The organism is Anaeromicrobium sediminis, from assembly GCF_002270055.1.
Taxonomy (GTDB): domain Bacteria; phylum Bacillota; class Clostridia; order Peptostreptococcales; family Thermotaleaceae; genus Anaeromicrobium; species Anaeromicrobium sediminis.
Genome location: NZ_NIBG01000001.1, coordinates 390,000 through 407,116, shown reverse-complemented (window position 1 = coordinate 407,116; position 17,117 = coordinate 390,000). Strand labels below are relative to the sequence as shown.

The window sequence follows — 17,117 nt, the reverse complement described above, 5'->3', positions numbered from 1 at the left end:
AGATGAAGGTAATAAGAAGGTTAAGTGATGTAAACATTAATGATGATACGGGTGTTGCTTTAGGCAACTTTGATGGCGTACATATAGGACATCAAACCCTACTAGTGAATTTAGTAGAGACATGTAGACTTAAAAACTTAAAAAGTGTAGTATATACCTTTTCAAATCATCCTAGGGCTTTTACAAGTGAGAATGGTGCACCAAAGAGAATAATGAATTTGAATAAAAAAATAAGTACATTGGGTGAATTAGGAATAGATTATGTAATATTAGTGACCTTTGATGAATTTCAGATGAAATTAAAGGCAGAGAGCTTTGTAAGAGATATTTTAAAAAACACTTTGAAGATGAAAAGTTGTATTGTAGGTTTCAATTACAAGTTTGGATATAAGGCCCAAGGAGATATACACTTACTTAGGACCTTATCAAAGGATTATGATTATGAATTAAATGAAATAGATTCTATTGAAATTCAAAGACAAACTGTGAGCAGTACCAATATTAGATCTTTAATAAGGGATGGAAATATTCAAAGAGCCAATTTGTTTTTAGGAAAAAAATATTCAATAAATGGACAAGTGATAGAAGGCAAAAAGGTAGGACGCAAGATGGGCGTGCCAACTGCTAACATTAAGTTAGAAAAGAATATGTTAACTCCATCTCCAGGTGTATATTTAACAAAGGTGAATATAGATGGCAGATTATATGATAGTATTACTAATGTGGGATACAACCCTACCTTTAGTCAAGAAGAAATTAACATAGAAACTCATATAATGGATTTCCGTGAAGATATATATGGTAAAAACATAGAAGTACATTTTATAGATAGGATTAGGGAAGAAAAGAAATTTCCGAGTGTCACAGAGCTGACTATTCAATTAAAGAAGGACATAGCTCTCGCTAAAAATTTTTTTGAAAAAAGACAGTTTACAATTTGGTAATAATATGATAAAATTTATTTCTGTAAGGAACCTTAAGCTCGGTAAATGGAATCACCGACCTTATACCTGGCTTTAGGCGATTGTATAACCAAGGAGGTGAAAAACATGACAATGAACAAAGAAAGAAAAACTGAAGTAATTTCAGCTCATAAAGTACATGATACTGATACTGGATCTCCAGAAGTACAAGTAGCTATTTTAACTACAAGAATCAACGAGTTAAATGAGCATTTAAAAGTACACAAGAAAGATCACCATTCTCGTCGTGGACTATTAAAGATGGTAGGTAAGAGAAGAAATCTTTTAAACTACTTAAAGAGCAAAGATATCGAAAGATATAGAGCTGTTATTAAAAAGTTAGGATTAAGAAAATAATTCTATTGAGCGGGATTTCCCGCTCTATTATTTTAGGTAAGGAAAATCAATTTATTAAAATTGATTTTTTATTTTAAATAGTGATAATCTAATTTAACTATACGGATTTTATAAAAGTCGACAAGAATATTTTATTCGTAAGACTTTTTTATTTTAATGTATAGGAATTTTATCTAATATGTAGGAAATAATATAAACTATGTAGAATTAGATTATATACTATAAAATATAGGAGGTTAGTAATGGAGAGGACATTTACTACAACCATTGGTAATAGAACCTTAGAAGTTGAAACTGGTAAAGTTGCTCAACTTGCTAATGGTTCAGCCGTATTAAGATATGGTGATACAGTAGTATTAGTTACTGCTGTGGCATCAGATGAACCAAAAGCTGGAATAGACTTCTTCCCTCTTAGTGTAGATTATGAGGAAAGATTTTATTCTGTTGGAAAAATTCCAGGTGGATTTATTAAAAGGGAAGGTAGACCAACTGAAAAAGCTGTTTTAACAGCTAGACTTATAGATAGACCTATAAGACCATTGTTCCCAAAGGGATTTAGAAATGATGTACAAGTTATAGCTACTGTAATGTCTGTAGACCAAGACTGTACACCAGATATTGTTTCTATGATAGGTTCTTCTGTAGCACTATCAATTTCAGATATTCCATTTGATGGGCCAACAGCTTCCGTATGCATTGGCTTAGTAGATGGAGAGTTTGTAACAAACCCAACTTCAGCTCAAAGAGAAGAAAGCAAGATGCACTTAGTAGTATCAGGAACAAAGGATGCTATTATGATGGTTGAAGCAGGAGCTGAAATGGTATCAGAAGAGGTTATGCTAAATGCTATCATGTTTGCCCATGAAGAGATAAAGAAGATAATTACATTCATCGAAGGTATAGTTGCAGAGATTGGTAAAGAAAAACGAGAAGTAGAACTGCAAAAAGTAGATCCTGAGATAGATGGAAAGGTTAGATTATTTGCTACGGAGAAAATGGCATCTGCAATTAAAACTGTAGAAAAATTAGAACGTAGCGAAAAAATGGACAAAGTAAAGGAAGAAACTCTAATACACTTTGAAGAAGAGTATCCAGAGAATTTAAAGGATGTAGACTCTGTATTAAGTCAAATCATTAAAGAGCAAGTTAGATCCATGATTACTAAGGAAGGTATAAGACCTGATAATAGAAGTGAAAGTGAAATTAGACCTATATCTTGTGATGTATCATTACTTCCTCGTGCCCATGGAACAGGCTTATTTACTAGAGGTCAAACTCAAGCTTTAACTGTAGCTACATTAGGAGCTATAGGAGATGCTCAAGTTATAGATGGTCTAGGAGAAAGGGAAAGCAAGAGATACATGCACCATTATAACTTCCCACCATATAGTGTAGGTGAAGCAAGATTTTTAAGAGGACCAGGTAGAAGGGAAATTGGACATGGGGCCTTAGCAGAAAGAGCTTTAGTTCCTGTTATTCCTAGTGAAGAAAAATTCCCTTATACTATTAGATTAGTATCTGAAGTACTAAGTTCTAACGGAAGTTCTTCTCAAGCATCTGTATGTGGAAGTACATTAGCTCTATTAGATGCTGGAGTGCCAATTGCTGAGCCAGTTGCAGGTATTGCTATGGGTCTTATTAAGGAAGAGGAAAAAGTTGCTATTTTAAGTGATATACAAGGAATGGAAGATTTCCTAGGAGATATGGACTTTAAAGTGGCTGGTACTAAGGATGGTATCACTGCAATTCAAATGGATATTAAGATCCATGGAATAGACAAAGCGATTTTAACTAGAGCATTAGAACAAGCTAGAGTTGGAAGATTACATATATTAGATAAAATGAATGAGGTTATTTCTACTCCAAGAGAAGAAATGTCACCATATGCACCAAGAATTACAAGCATGACTATTAACACAGAGAAGATTAGAGAATTAATTGGACCTGGAGGAAAGACTATAAATAAAATTATAGATGAGACTGACGTTAAAATTGATATTAATGACGATGGAAAGGTATTTATAATGGCTCAAAGCTTAGAACAAGCAGACAAAGCTATTAAAATGATAGAAGCCATTGTTAAAGATGTGGAAGTTGGACAAATTTATTTAGGTAAAGTAATGAGAATTCTTAAATTTGGAGCTTTCGTAGAAGTGTTACCAGGAAAAGAAGGATTAGTACATATTTCTCAAATTGCTAAGGAAAAAATTCCTCAAGTTGAAGACGTCCTTAAAGTAGGGGATGAAATCCTAGTTAAAGTTACTGAAATCGATAAGCAAGGAAGAGTAAACTTATCTAGAAAAGCAGTTTTAATAGAACAAGAAAAGGAAAAAGAAAAAGCAAATGAGAAATAGGGAAGACATAAACCATAAGGTTTATGTTTTTTTTTACTTACTAGGAAATTATAACATTCTCAAAACTATAGATAAGTAAAAAAATAAGGGGGTGTGGGGGAACATCCCCTACTTCTTTGGAGGAGGGTGATCAACAACTGTAGTTGCGTCTAAGGGAACCATAGAGTTCCATATGGAAGCATACGGAGTATGCCTTTTTTTATTTTAGGATAAATTTTGTTGTTGTAAAGGGGTAATTAGAATAATAAATTTTAAGTTGAATATAGTTTAAAGGGGGGGATAGTATGAGATTTTATGTTGTATCTAGAAAAAAAATTTATATATTTATTTTGGTCATAATATTAATACTAACAACAACTTCTATGTTAGCCTATAGGAGTAAAGGGGTTTGGAATGAATATAGAACAGAACCCATAAGAAAGGTTGAAGCAAATTCAAAGAAGATGGCCTTCACATGTAATGTGGATTGGGGTGGAGAGCATATTCCTAAAATGTTGGAAATATTTAAAGAAAATAATATTAAAATCACATTTTTCATAACAGGAAGATGGGCGGAGAAAAATAGTGAATTATTGGCAAAAATAAAGGAAGATGGACATGAAATAGGGAATCATGGATACGCACATAAGTTACCTAGTAAGACAAATAGGAAAGAGAATATAAAGGAGATAAGAAGGACAGAGGACGCCATATATAAAGTTTTAGGTCATAAAACAACTCTATTTGCTCCTCCAGCAGGTGATTATAATAAAGAAACTTTAGACATTGCTGAGGGACTAGGATATAAGGTTATTCTTTGGAGTGTTGATACAATTGACTGGAAAAAAGGATCTACAAAAGATATAATAATAAAAAGAGTATTAGATAAAGACCATAAAGGGGCAATTTTGTTAATGCATCCAAAGGAAGCAACTTTGGAGGCACTTCCTTATATAATAAAAAAGATCGAGGAAGAGGGAATTCACATATGTACAGTTTCTGAACTTATAAACATATAGGAAAAAAATCCTGTTTTACTTGATAATTAAAGGGGAGTAAACTATAATAACAAGTAGTTATGCTATAAAACACTCTAGGAGGACACTATGTACAGAAAGTTTAAATTAAGTAACGGTACGAGAATTATTATGGAAAAAATTCCTCATGTAAAGTCCATTTCCTTAGGTATATGGGTTAATGTGGGATCTGTAGATGAGACAGCAGAAAATAATGGTATTACCCACTTTATAGAACATATGCTTTTTAAAGGAACTAAAAATAGGAGTGCGAAGGATATAGCAGCTGCTATTGATGACATAGGAGGTCAAATAAATGCCTTTACAGGAAAAGAGTGCACATGTTATTATGCTAAAGTATTAGATTCCCACATTAATATAGCAGTGGACGTTCTTTCCGATATGGTATTTAATTCGTCATTAGATGAAAAGGACATTGAAAAGGAAAAAAATGTTGTATTAGAAGAAATTAGTATGTATGAAGATTCTCCAGAGGAGAATGCCCATGATTTACTATTTAAAACCATATATCAGGAAGATTCTTTAGGTTATCCCATATTAGGAACAAGAGATATTATATCAAATTTAACAAGAGATAAACTAATAGAATATATGGAAAAATTTTATGTTCCAGAGAATATGGTTATTTCTGTAGCAGGAAACTTTGATGAAAAATATTTAATAGATATGTTAGAGGAAAAAATAGTTGGTACAGGGAAAAAAGAAAATATCCATTTAATAAAGAGTAAAAACAAAGCTAATTTTAATAAGGAAATTGGAGTTAAGTACAAGGACATAGAACAATTGCACTTATGTATAGGTCTTGAGAGTTTCTCTATGGGAAGTGAAAATGTATATCCCTTATTAGTTATGAATACCATATTTGGTGGCAGTATGAGCTCTAGATTATTTCAAAATATAAGAGAAGATAAGGGGTTAGCATATTCAGTTTTTTCTTATCCAACATCTTATAGAAATTCTGGAATATTTACCATATATGCAGGAATAAATCCAAAGCAACTAGAACGAGTATGTTCAAGTATAAAAGAAGAAATCAATCTAATAAAAAATAAGGGATTAAGAAAAGAAGAATTATTAAAAGCTAAGGAACAGTTAAAGGGAAACTATATATTGGGATTAGAAGGTACAAGTAGTAGAATGATGGGAATTGGGAAAAGTGAGCTTTTATTAAATAGAGTTTATACTCAAAAGGAAGTTTTAGATAAAATTGATAATATAGAGATGGATCACATTAAAAAAGTAATCGATAAAATATTTTCAAAAGATAATATGTCCGTGTCTTTAGTTGGAAATATAGATAATGAGATTAATATTAAACAATATTTATATTAAAAGAGAATAGGTTGGGCTACTGATAAAGTTCAAATAAAAAATTTGGATATTGTTAGTAGCCTAAAAATTTGTACACATGGGAGGAATGAATAATGACAAGAGTTAAAATAGTGACTAAAGAAGGAGCACAAATGCCTAAGTATGAAACTAATGGATCTGCTGGAATGGATTTGAGAGCACACATAAAAGAAGATATAATAATAAAACCAGGAAAAAGGAGCTTAATAGGCACAGGAATCCACATACAATTACCACAAGGAACAGAGGCCCAAGTTAGAGCTAGAAGTGGACTTGCCATTAAATATGGTATAGGTGTAATTAACGGAATTGGAACTATAGATAGTGATTATAGGGGAGAAATAAAAGTTCCTTTGATCAATTGGGGAGAAGAGGATTTTGTAATCAAAAATGGTGATAGAATAGCTCAATTAGTAATATGTAGATATGAAAAGATAAACTGGGAGGAAGTTGAAACTTTAGATGATACTTCACGTGGAGAAGGTGGATTTGGACATACAGGAATATAAAAGGTATATGCTTAATATAATTAAATGAGGGTGTTATTATAGAGAAATAAAGTACTTCTAAAATATACTTATGTGGATCTATTTCATTTCATAGGTATGTAGAGTTTATTGAGTTATGAAGTAGTTTATTTATATATAACAAAGTTTTTTAAGAAAAAATAGGCAAACAGGAGGAATGGGGATGAGGTTAAGTGAACTTGGGGGTAAAGAAATAGTAAACTTAACAGATGGAGCTAGACTGGGCATGCTAGGAGAATGTGATCTTCTTATTAACGAGAAAACAGGAAGAATAAAGGGTATACTAGTTCCAGACTATAAGAGTCAGTTTTCACTTTTTTATGACAGGAATTTTTTAGAGGTTCCGTGGGATTGTGTAAAGAAGATAGGAAATGATATGATTATTGTGGAATTAGAGGAGTTTTAAAAGATTGGTATAATTTATTACCAATCTTTTTTTTTATATAAGACCTTATTACATATAAGATTCCCAAAAGCCAATATACATACATATTATTATATTAGAGTGTTATATTAGAATGAAGTGTGTTGGCAAAGGCAAAAATCTTTTGAAATTTTGTCAACTGCTACATTAATGTATATTAGACTATATGTTGTTTTCATGCTAATATATGTATAGAGAGTTAGGGGGAAAAGTATGGACATAATCGTACAAAAATTTGGTGGAACATCTGTAGCTACAGAAGAATTAAGAAAAAAAGTAGCATCAAAGGTAGTAGCAACTAAAGAGGCAGGAAAAAGTCCAATTGTAGTAGTATCAGCTATTGGGAGACGAGGCGATAACTATGCTACAGACACTTTAGTCAATATGGCTACTTCCGTATATGATGGTGATAATGCTAGAGATCTAGATATAATAATGTCTGTTGGTGAAATTATATCATCTGTAATACTTTCTAATACCATAAAGTCAATGGGATACAAATCTCAAGCTGTAACAGGATTTCAAGCAGGAATAATAACTGATAATCATTTTGGAGATGCAGATGTTTTAAAAGTTGATAATAAATATTTAATGGATTTACTTAACAAAGGGATAATACCTGTAGTAGCAGGGTTTCAAGGAGTTACTGAAGCTGGAGAGATTACAACTCTAGGAAGAGGAGGAAGTGATACTACAGCAGCTATTTTAGGAGAAGCTTTACATGCAGAGTGTGTTGAAATATACACAGATGTGGATGGTGTAATGACGGCAGATCCTAGAGTTGTAAAAAAGGCAAAAGTAATAGAAGAAATTGATTATGAAGAAATATACCAAATGGCTGATGAGGGAGCTAAGGTGGTTCACCCAAGAGCTGTGGCTGTAGCCAAAAGATCTAATATTCCCATGAAAGTAAAAAACACATTAAGTGATAGTAAAGGCACTATAATAATACAAAAAAATCATTATTTAAGAAAAGCTAGAAAATCCTTAGAGGAGGAAAACATGATCAGGGCAATAGCACATAAAAGTAATATTTCTCAAATAAGCGTATTTTTCGATGATAACATGGAAGATAACGATATACTTATGAATAACTTAACAAAGTTTCAAGTGAGTATTGATTTGATTAACTTTTTTACGGATAAGAAAGTGTTTACTGTAGATAATAAGGATTTGAATAAGGTTAAAAATATATTGGAAGAAAATAAATTTAAGTATAGTATTATTAAGAATTGTAGTAAGGTAACTGCTATTGGCCATAAAATAAGAGGTATTCCTGGAGTTATGGGAAAGATAGTGAGGGCACTTTCTCATTCTGGAATTAACATTTTACAAAGTTCCGATTCTTATACAACAATATCTTGTCTTATAAAGGAAGAACATATAGAAAAGGCAGTAAACGCTCTTCATGCAGAATTTAATTTAGACAAATAAAATAGTGGTCAATTATTTTATTATATTTATTTTATAAAAGTCTTTTATTTTTAATAAAAGACTTTTATATTGGAAAAAATAATTTAAGATTAATTAAATTGATTGCAGAAGGGGATAATGTCGATGGAAAAAAAAGATTCAAACAAAACCAACGAAAAACTTGAAAATATAAAAGAAATGGGCGTAAGTAACATTCCAAGTCTTCAAAGTAATATTCATTGTCTAACCATAATAGGACATATAGAAGGTCATGCAGTATCTTCACCTCAAACTAAAGCTACAAAGTATGAACATATAATACCTCAATTGATTGCAGTAGAGGAAAATCCTAACATAAAAGGTATGCTCACCATTTTAAATACGGTAGGAGGAGATGTGGAAGCAGGACTTGCCATAGCAGAGATGATATCTAGTATATCAAAACCTACTGTTTCACTAGTACTAGGAGGAGGTCATAGTATAGGAGTTCCCCTTGCTACAGCAAGTGATTATTCATATATAGCTCAAACAGCTACTATGACTGTTCATCCCATAAGAACCAATGGATTAGTCATAGGTGCACCTCAGACTTTTCAGTATTTTAAAAAGATGCAAGATAGAATAATAAATTTTATTCTTAGAACATCTACTATATCAAAGGAAAAGTTAAATGGATTAATGAGCGAAACTGACGAAATTGCCAATGACGTTGGAACTATTTTAATAGGAAAAGAAGCAGTAGATGTGGGTCTTATAAACAGTGTGGGAGGATTAAGTCATGCCATGGGGAAATTACAGGGTATGATAAATGAAAAAGAAACAGAAAAAGAAGCAGGAAAAGAAGCAGAAAAAGAAGAATAACTATTCATAAGTCTCAATTTTCCAGAGTAGAATAATATTTTTTCTTATGTTATAATATGAATGTTAAAGTGTTAATAGACGAATATTAACACTTTAAATTTTGTCAAAAATAAATTTGTTAAAATTTATAGTTTTTTAAGGGGGTGGCTTTGTTGACTATTTTAAAAGCCATAATATTGGGGATGGTTCAAGGGTTAACTGAGTTTTTACCTGTAAGCAGTTCAGGTCACTTGGCTCTTACACAAATGATACTAAAAATTCCAGAAAACCAAGTTTTATTTATTACTACCATGTTACACTTTGGAACCCTAATTTCTATAATAGGTGTATATTATAAGGATGTAACTATGTTGGTAGTAGAATTTTTTAGAACTATTAAAGATATACTAACTGGAAAGGGCTTAAAACTACATAATCCTTACAGGCGATTGGGATTTTTCATAATTTTGGCATCCATACCTACAGCTATAATAGGACTTTCTCTGAAGGATTTCTTTGAAAGTTTATTTAGTATGACTAAGGCTATAGGGATATCCTTGGTTATAACAGGTACCCTTTTGTGGATAGCTGAAAAATATAACAATGGTAAAAAAGATATTCAAAAAATGAATAGTAAAGATGCCCTTGTTGTAGGTTTTTTTCAGGCTTTTGCCATTACACCAGGTGTATCTAGATCTGGATCTACTATCGTTGGAAGTTTACTAATGGGATTAAATAAAGAACTTACTGTGAAATTTTCGTTTTTAATATCATTGCCAGCTGTAATAGGTGCTACTTTACTGGAAGTGAAGGATGTGTTGGAAACAGGAAATATGAATGTTTCTGGAAATGTAACCTTAGTTGGAATTGTATCTGCAGCTATATTTGGATTTATAGCTATAAAATCTATGATTAGGTTCGTAAAGGAGAAGAAATTATATTACTTTTCATATTATACATGGACTGTAGGAATAGGTGTTTTATTATATAGTTTCTGGCACAGTTAATTCTGTGCTTTTTTATAATCTATAGGGAATTATAAACTTTTTAAGATTGTGTATAGATTTTATGAAAGTCTACAGAAATGTTTTTCCTGGAAGACTTTTTTGTAATTCATGGAAAATTATATTCAATTATAATTTTTATATTAAAAAAAAGACTTTTTTCACTACATATTAAGGAGAGAACTTATGGCAAAGAAAAGGAGAACAGCAAAAAAAGAAAATACAGAATTTAAGTCTATATTAATAGTTTTTATAGGAATCTTTATATATATAAGCTTAACTTATAACTCTGTGGGACAAATTGGCAATTTAATAAAAGTAAATTTAATGGGTTTATTTTCTACAACATCCTATGTGTTACCTGTAGTGATAATATCATTTGGAATACTATCCTTATTTAAGAAGAAAGAATTTTTAAATCATAAAGTTAAATATTCTGTAGTAATTATGTACATATGTTATTTAATCTTGTTTACTTTATACAGTAGAGAACATATTCCAGAAAAATTTTTTGACATAAGTAATATAAAGAATATGTACATACAAGGAACTAATGGTATTGGTGGAGGATTAATTGGCAATTTTATAGGATATAATAGTATAAAATTACTAGGAGTTAATGGTAGTTATTTTCTAGTAATATCCGTAATAATACTTTCTTTAATATCCTTATTAAATCTTTCTTTAATAGAAATATTTGAATTTCTAAAAGAAATTTTAGAGGAAGGGGCCATAGTACTTAAAAATGTAATAGTTTCTTTTGTCATGGTGACAGATAAACCAAAGAAGAAAAGAGAAAAGAAAGTAAGAGAAAGTAAAATAAGAGAACCTAAAGTTGAAGGCATTATTGAAGAAAAATCCATGAATGAAAAGATAAAAATCCTGGATTTTACTAAAGAATTTGAAGAAGAAAAACCAATAGAAACTAATATAAGTAAAGAAACTAATAAGATTAAAGAAACTAATATGGGCAAAGAAACTAAAGCACCTGTGAAAAATGAAGAAATAGAAATAAAAATAGATACAGATAAAAATGAAGAAAAAGAATATATTATTCCACCTATAGATCTATTAGAAAAAAAGCTTACGAAAAATAACCAAAATGATAAAAAGGAAATTTTAGGAAAAGCCAGCATATTAGAACAAACCCTAGATAATTTTGGTGTTGAAGCAAAAGTTGTTCAAGTTAGCAAAGGTCCAAGTATAACTAGATATGAGATTCAACCAAGTCCAGGGGTGAAAGTAAGTAAAATAGTGAATCTTTCAGATGATATTGCCCTCAATTTAGCTGCTTCTAACATTCGAATTGAAGCTCCTATACCAGGAAAGGCAGCTGTAGGTATAGAAGTTCCAAATGATGAGGTGTCAATGGTTACTATAAGAGAAGTTATAGAGAGTGAACAATTTTTAAGTAGCCCATCAAAAGTTAGTTTTGTGTTAGGAAAGGACATAGCGGGAAATACTATTGTAACGGATTTGTCAAAAATGCCACATATGTTAATTGCTGGAGCTACCGGATCAGGTAAGAGTGTATGCGTAAATGCAATAATAAATAGTATTTTATATAAGGCAAAACCTAATGAGGTAAAGGTTCTTTTAATAGATCCAAAGGTAGTAGAACTTAGTACCTATAATGGAATTCCACATTTACTAATACCAGTAGTTACAGATCCTAATAAGGCATCAAGTGCATTAAATTGGGCTGTGTCAGAAATGACTAGAAGATATAAGTCCTTTGCAGAAAATAATGTACGTGATATAGGCGGATATAACAAAAAAATGAAAGAGCTAGAAGGTGAAACTTTCCCACAAATTGTAATAATAATAGATGAATTGGCAGATTTAATGATGGTATCTCCTTCACAGGTGGAAGATAGCATATGTAGGTTAGCTCAAATGGCTAGGGCTGCGGGTATCCATTTAATTGTGGCTACTCAAAGGCCATCTGTAGATGTAATTACAGGGGTAATTAAGGCTAATATACCATCTAGAATAGCTTTTTCTGTATCTTCTCAAGCAGACTCTAGAACCATATTAGATATGGGCGGAGCTGAAAAATTATTAGGAAAGGGAGATATGCTATTTTATCCTGTTGGATCAGCCAAGCCAATACGAGTTCAAGGGGCATTTATATCTGACTCTGAGGTTGAAAAAGTGGTTGGTTTTGTAAAAAATCAATCAGAGGAAAATAATTACGAAGAAGATATTATAGATAATTTTGAGCAAGCTAGCATGGAATTAAACAAGGAAGTAGATCCAGTTTTAAAGGAAGCCATTGACTTAGTTGTAAATTCAGGACAGGCATCCATATCTATGCTTCAAAGAAGGTTTAGAATTGGGTATAATAGAGCAGCTAGGCTTATAGATGAATTAGAAGAAAGAAATATAGTAGGACCACACGAGGGTAGTAAGCCAAGGAAAGTTTTAATGACAAAAGAAGAACTAGAAACTATACAAGCAGAAGAAGGGATTTAAATGGTAAAAACAATTAATATTAAAGATGTACTTGAAATGAAAGACATTCTACTTATAGATGTAAGATCTCCCATTGAATATGAAGATGGTACTATTCCAAATGCCATTAATATTCCAATATTAGATAATGAGGAGAGGGCCATAGTAGGAACCATATATAAAAAAGAGTGTACAGAAAAAGCTATGTCAATGGGAGTTGAGTATGCATCTAAAAAGTTAGTTTCCATATATGAGAATATAAAAGATTACTCTAAAAAATATGAGAAGATAATTTTCTTTTGCTATAGGGGTGGAATGAGAAGTAAAAGTGTATGTTCCTTTGTGCAAATGATGGGGATTAAAAATGTACTTCAATTAACAGGTGGATACAAAAATTATAGAAATTATGTTGTGAACTTTTTAGAAAAAAAAATTTACGACTATAATTTCATAATGATACATGGATTAACAGGCGTGGGAAAAACTCACATATTAGAAGAATTACATGAACGAGGTAAAAGTGTATTAGATTTAGAAAAATTGGCTAATAATAGTGGGTCAGTTTTTGGAAATATAATGTATAATGAAAAATTACCTACTCAAAAAAACTTTGATGCTGGAATTTTTCACACTTTAAGGGTATTGAATGATAAGAATGTATATGTGGAAAGTGAAAGTAAAAGGATAGGAAATGTAATAATACTTAATAACATATTTGAAAAAATAATAAGTGATAAACATATATTAGTAGGAACTAATATGGAAAATAGAATTGCCAATATAAAAAAAGATTATATTAATGGAATAGAAGATAATGAACAAAAGCTGAAAAATGCAATAGAACATTTAAGAAAAAGACTGGGAAATAATAAAGTTAATATGTTGATTGAAAAATTAGATGAAAAAGAATATGACTATGTTATAGAATATTTAATTAAAAATTATTATGATCCACTTTATAAGTATTCCATTGATAAGTTTAGAGAATATGACTGTGAGATAAATTACTTATCCATGGACAAAGCAGTAGATGAAATAATAAAATTTGTAGAAGATGTAACTAGTGAAGGGAGAAATTAACAATGAAATTAAGGGTATACATTGAAACATTAGGATGTGCTAAAAATCAAGTTGATTCAGAAGTTATGATGGGACTTTTGAGGGAGCATGGGTTTGAATTGGAAATGGAAGAACATATGGCAGACATTATAATAGTAAACACTTGTGGTTTTATAAATGATGCAAAACAAGAGTCTATAGATACTATACTTTCTTTAGCTAAATATAAAGAAGATGGAAATTGTAAATTACTAATAGTAGCAGGGTGCTTGGGAGAAAGATACAACGATGAGTTATTAAAAGAATTACCAGAAGTAGACGGAATTGTGGGAACTGGAAACTTTCCACAAATTGTTGAGATTGTGAATAATACATTAAAGGGAGAAAGAACTAGTAAGTATGGGGATATAAATGTGGTATTTGATGAAAATATGCCAAGAATATTAACATCACCTTCTTATAGTGCATATTTAAAAATCGCTGAAGGTTGTAACAATTTATGTACTTATTGTATTATTCCAAAGTTAAGAGGAGAATACAGAAGCAGAGATATGAAGGATATTATACAAGAAGCAAAATCATTAGCATCACAAGGTGTTAAAGAATTAATCATAATAGCACAAGACACTTCAAACTATGGAATAGATTTATATGGAGAAATTAAAATAGGAGACTTACTAGATGAATTAAATGAAATTGAGGGTATTAAATGGATTAGAATATTGTATTGTTATCCAGATAAAATAGATGATAAGCTTATAGAATCCATAGCTAGAAATGAGAAAGTATGTAGATATATAGATATGCCAATACAGCATTGTAGCGATAAGGTACTAAAATTAATGAATAGAAAAACTAGTAAAGAACATATAGAAACTGTAATAAACAAATTGAGAGAAAAGGTAGAAGATATTAGTATAAGAACTACTTTAATAGTAGGATTTCCTGGAGAAACAGAAGAAGACTTTTTAGAGTTAAAGGATTTTGTTAAAAGAATGAGATTTGATAGACTAGGAGTATTTGCTTATTCTCAAGAAGAGGGAACACCGGCGGCAAAGCTTCCAAATCAAGTAGAAGAACATGTAAAGATATCTAGACAAGAGGAGATAATGGACATACAAAAAAATATATCATTTGAGAAAAATAATGATAAAATAGGCAAAATTTATGATATACTTATAGAAGAAAAAGAAGCAGAAAATGTATATGCTGGAAGAAGCATGTATGATATTCCTGAGGTAGATGGAATAGTATATGTTAACTCTGAGGTGGACTTAAAGGAAGGCCAAATGGTAAAAACAGAGATAACAGACGCTTTTGAATATGATTTAATAGGGGAGATGCTTGATGAATCTTGCTAACAAGCTGACGATTGTAAGAATATTTTTAGTGCCAGTATTTATGATATTTCTATTGAATGAAATTCCTTATGGTGTATATATAGCAGCATTTGTATTTACAGCAGCGGCCATAACAGATACTTTAGATGGATATATTGCTAGAAGTAGAAATCAAGTTACTAAGTTTGGCAAATTCATGGATCCACTTGCAGATAAGTTATTAGTTACTGCGGCTTTAGTTTGTTTAGTACAAATGAATCAACTTCCAGCTTGGATTGTTGTTATAATTATTTCAAGAGAGTATGCCATAAGCATTTTAAGGGCAGTTGCTGCATCAGAAGGAATTGTCATAGCTGCAAGTATTTATGGGAAGTTAAAGACCGTATCTCAAATAGTTGCTATAATAGCCATATTACTTGACAATTATCCTTTTAGTTTAATAGGATTTCCATTTAGTACCATTGCTCTATGGGTGGCAGTTATTTTAACTATTATATCAGGAGTTGACTATATATACTTAAATAGACATATACTTAAACAAGGATAAAAAGCAGCTATGCTGCTTTTTTTGCTTACTAGGAAATTATAAATTTCCAAAACTGTGGATAAGCAAAAAATAAGGGAACGTGGGGGAACATCCCCTGCCCGCTTCAAAGGAAAGTGATCAGATTACGGGAGCAATCGTCGAAGGAAACCATAGGGTTTCCTAGCCAAGCATACGAAGTATGCCTTTTTTAGTTACTTAATATAATATACTAAAGTATGTTGGATTAGGAGGGATATTATGAAATGTGCAATTTTAAGTATTGGGACAGAACTGCTAATGGGACAAATATTAAACACTAATAGCAAATATCTATCAGAGGAACTGAACAATTTAGGAATAGGGGTATATTATCATCATACGGTTGGTGACAATCCTAAGAGACTTGAGGCATTAATAAAAGAAACTTTCAAAAATGTAGATATGATCATAACCACAGGAGGGTTAGGTCCTACCCAAGATGATTTGACTAAGGACATTATTAGTAAGATATTTAACAGGGAAATGATAAAAGATGAATACTCATATGAAAGAATAAAAGGTTATTTTAAAAGAAGAAAAAAGGCCATGTCTCCGAACAATATAAGACAAGCTTACATGCCTAAGGATTCCATAATTCTTGAAAATAATTATGGTACTGCTCCAGGATTTATTTTAGAGGAAAAAGAAAAGATAATTATATGTCTACCAGGGCCACCTAGAGAAATGAAAAATATGTTTAATGATCAGGTAATAAAATATATAATGGACAAAGAGAAAAATTATATCCACTCAAAAACTATTAGATTATTTGGAATAGGTGAGTCTTCATTAGAGGAAAATATAATGGATCTAATTAGAAAGCAAAAAAATCCTACCATAGCCACTTATGCTAAAGAAGGAGAAGTAAGTATAAGGATTACATCAAGCAGTAAGGATGAAGAGGAAGCTAAATATTTAGTAGATAATATGATAAAAAATATATATGAAAAAGTGGGTAAATACATATATAGTACGGACAATGAAGAATTGATAGATGTGGTAGTAAAGAAACTTAAGGAAAAGTCTCTAACCCTATCTTTAGCAGAATCATGTACTGGTGGAATGATAGGATCAAAATTTACAGATATACCAGGCGTATCAAATTATTTTGATAGAAGTTTAGTAACCTACTCAAATAGGGCTAAGGAAGAAGAATTAGGTGTTAAGAAACATATACTAAAAGAATTTGGAGCTGTTAGCCGTCAAACGGCTGAAAGTATGGTAATTGGTTTGAAAAGAAAAACAAAAAGTGATATATGTTTGTCAGTAACTGGTATAGCAGGGCCTGATGGAGGAACTGATGAAAAACCTGTTGGATTAGTGTACATATCACTTTTATATGGAAAAATCATGGTAACAAGACGTTTTTACTTTACTGGAGATAGGAATAAAATAAGAATCTATACTATGCTGAGTGGACTAAACATGATTAAAGAAGTATTGTAAGCAGGA

Annotated in this window: 15 protein-coding genes; all 15 read left to right on the top strand. The window is 31.1% G+C overall.

Translation table 11 applies throughout. The features are described from left to right. The first annotated feature begins 2 nt into the window (after positions 1-2). The 15 genes from CCE28_RS01990 to CCE28_RS01920 all read left to right on the top strand — a co-directional run bounded on the left by CCE28_RS01990 (position 3) and on the right by CCE28_RS01920 (position 17,111). Complete coding sequence (locus CCE28_RS01990) at positions 3-944, top strand: bifunctional riboflavin kinase/FAD synthetase (RefSeq protein ID WP_095130422.1); 942 nt, start codon at positions 3-5, stop codon at positions 942-944. 111 nt (positions 945-1,055) lie between these two features. After that, complete coding sequence (gene rpsO, locus CCE28_RS01985; protein ID WP_408606986.1) at positions 1,056-1,319, top strand: 30S ribosomal protein S15; 264 nt, start codon at positions 1,056-1,058, stop codon at positions 1,317-1,319. Positions 1,320-1,561: 242 nt separating this feature from the next. After that, positions 1,562-3,673, top strand: a complete 2,112-nt coding sequence (gene pnp / locus CCE28_RS01980; protein WP_095130418.1) for a polyribonucleotide nucleotidyltransferase — start codon at positions 1,562-1,564, stop codon at positions 3,671-3,673. A 284-nt stretch (positions 3,674-3,957) separates the two neighbouring features. Continuing rightward, positions 3,958-4,671 (top strand): polysaccharide deacetylase family protein, encoded by a 714-nt coding sequence (locus tag CCE28_RS01975; RefSeq protein ID WP_095130416.1) that lies wholly within the window; start codon positions 3,958-3,960, stop codon positions 4,669-4,671. A gap of 87 nt (positions 4,672-4,758) precedes the next feature. Further along, positions 4,759-6,021 carry a M16 family metallopeptidase gene (locus CCE28_RS01970; RefSeq protein ID WP_095130414.1) on the top strand — a complete coding sequence of 421 codons (1,263 nt, stop codon included), beginning with the start codon at positions 4,759-4,761 and terminating at the stop codon, positions 6,019-6,021. A gap of 92 nt (positions 6,022-6,113) precedes the next feature. After that, on the top strand, positions 6,114-6,548 hold the full coding sequence (gene dut, locus CCE28_RS01965; RefSeq protein ID WP_095130412.1) for a dUTP diphosphatase: 435 nt from the start codon (positions 6,114-6,116) through the stop codon (positions 6,546-6,548). A gap of 181 nt (positions 6,549-6,729) precedes the next feature. After that, positions 6,730-6,972 (top strand): YlmC/YmxH family sporulation protein, encoded by a 243-nt coding sequence (locus CCE28_RS01960; RefSeq protein ID WP_095130410.1) that lies wholly within the window; start codon positions 6,730-6,732, stop codon positions 6,970-6,972. Positions 6,973-7,203: 231 nt separating this feature from the next. Next, positions 7,204-8,424, top strand: coding sequence for an aspartate kinase (dapG, locus tag CCE28_RS01955; RefSeq protein ID WP_095130408.1), 1,221 nt, complete (start codon positions 7,204-7,206; stop codon positions 8,422-8,424). Positions 8,425-8,547: 123 nt separating this feature from the next. Next, on the top strand, positions 8,548-9,264 hold the full coding sequence (locus CCE28_RS01950) for a ClpP family protease (RefSeq protein WP_330396798.1): 717 nt from the start codon (positions 8,548-8,550) through the stop codon (positions 9,262-9,264). Positions 9,265-9,416: 152 nt separating this feature from the next. Further along, the gene (locus tag CCE28_RS01945) at positions 9,417-10,250 is read left to right on the top strand and encodes an undecaprenyl-diphosphate phosphatase (RefSeq protein ID WP_095130403.1); all 834 of its coding nucleotides are present in this window, start codon (positions 9,417-9,419) and stop codon (positions 10,248-10,250) included. A 183-nt stretch (positions 10,251-10,433) separates the two neighbouring features. Continuing rightward, the gene (locus tag CCE28_RS01940) at positions 10,434-12,722 is read left to right on the top strand and encodes a DNA translocase FtsK (RefSeq protein ID WP_095130401.1); all 2,289 of its coding nucleotides are present in this window, start codon (positions 10,434-10,436) and stop codon (positions 12,720-12,722) included. Next, the gene (gene mnmH / locus CCE28_RS01935; RefSeq protein ID WP_095130399.1) at positions 12,723-13,781 is read left to right on the top strand and encodes a tRNA 2-selenouridine(34) synthase MnmH; all 1,059 of its coding nucleotides are present in this window, start codon (positions 12,723-12,725) and stop codon (positions 13,779-13,781) included. A gap of 2 nt (positions 13,782-13,783) precedes the next feature. After that, positions 13,784-15,121 carry a 30S ribosomal protein S12 methylthiotransferase RimO gene (gene rimO, locus CCE28_RS01930; RefSeq protein WP_095130397.1) on the top strand — a complete coding sequence of 446 codons (1,338 nt, stop codon included), beginning with the start codon at positions 13,784-13,786 and terminating at the stop codon, positions 15,119-15,121. Then, positions 15,108-15,647 carry a CDP-diacylglycerol--glycerol-3-phosphate 3-phosphatidyltransferase gene (gene pgsA, locus CCE28_RS01925; protein WP_095130396.1) on the top strand — a complete coding sequence of 180 codons (540 nt, stop codon included), beginning with the start codon at positions 15,108-15,110 and terminating at the stop codon, positions 15,645-15,647. The genes rimO and pgsA overlap by 14 nt, the downstream gene beginning before the upstream one ends. A gap of 237 nt (positions 15,648-15,884) precedes the next feature. After that, on the top strand, positions 15,885-17,111 hold the full coding sequence (locus tag CCE28_RS01920) for a competence/damage-inducible protein A (protein WP_095130394.1): 1,227 nt from the start codon (positions 15,885-15,887) through the stop codon (positions 17,109-17,111). The last annotated feature ends 6 nt before the right edge of the window (positions 17,112-17,117 follow it).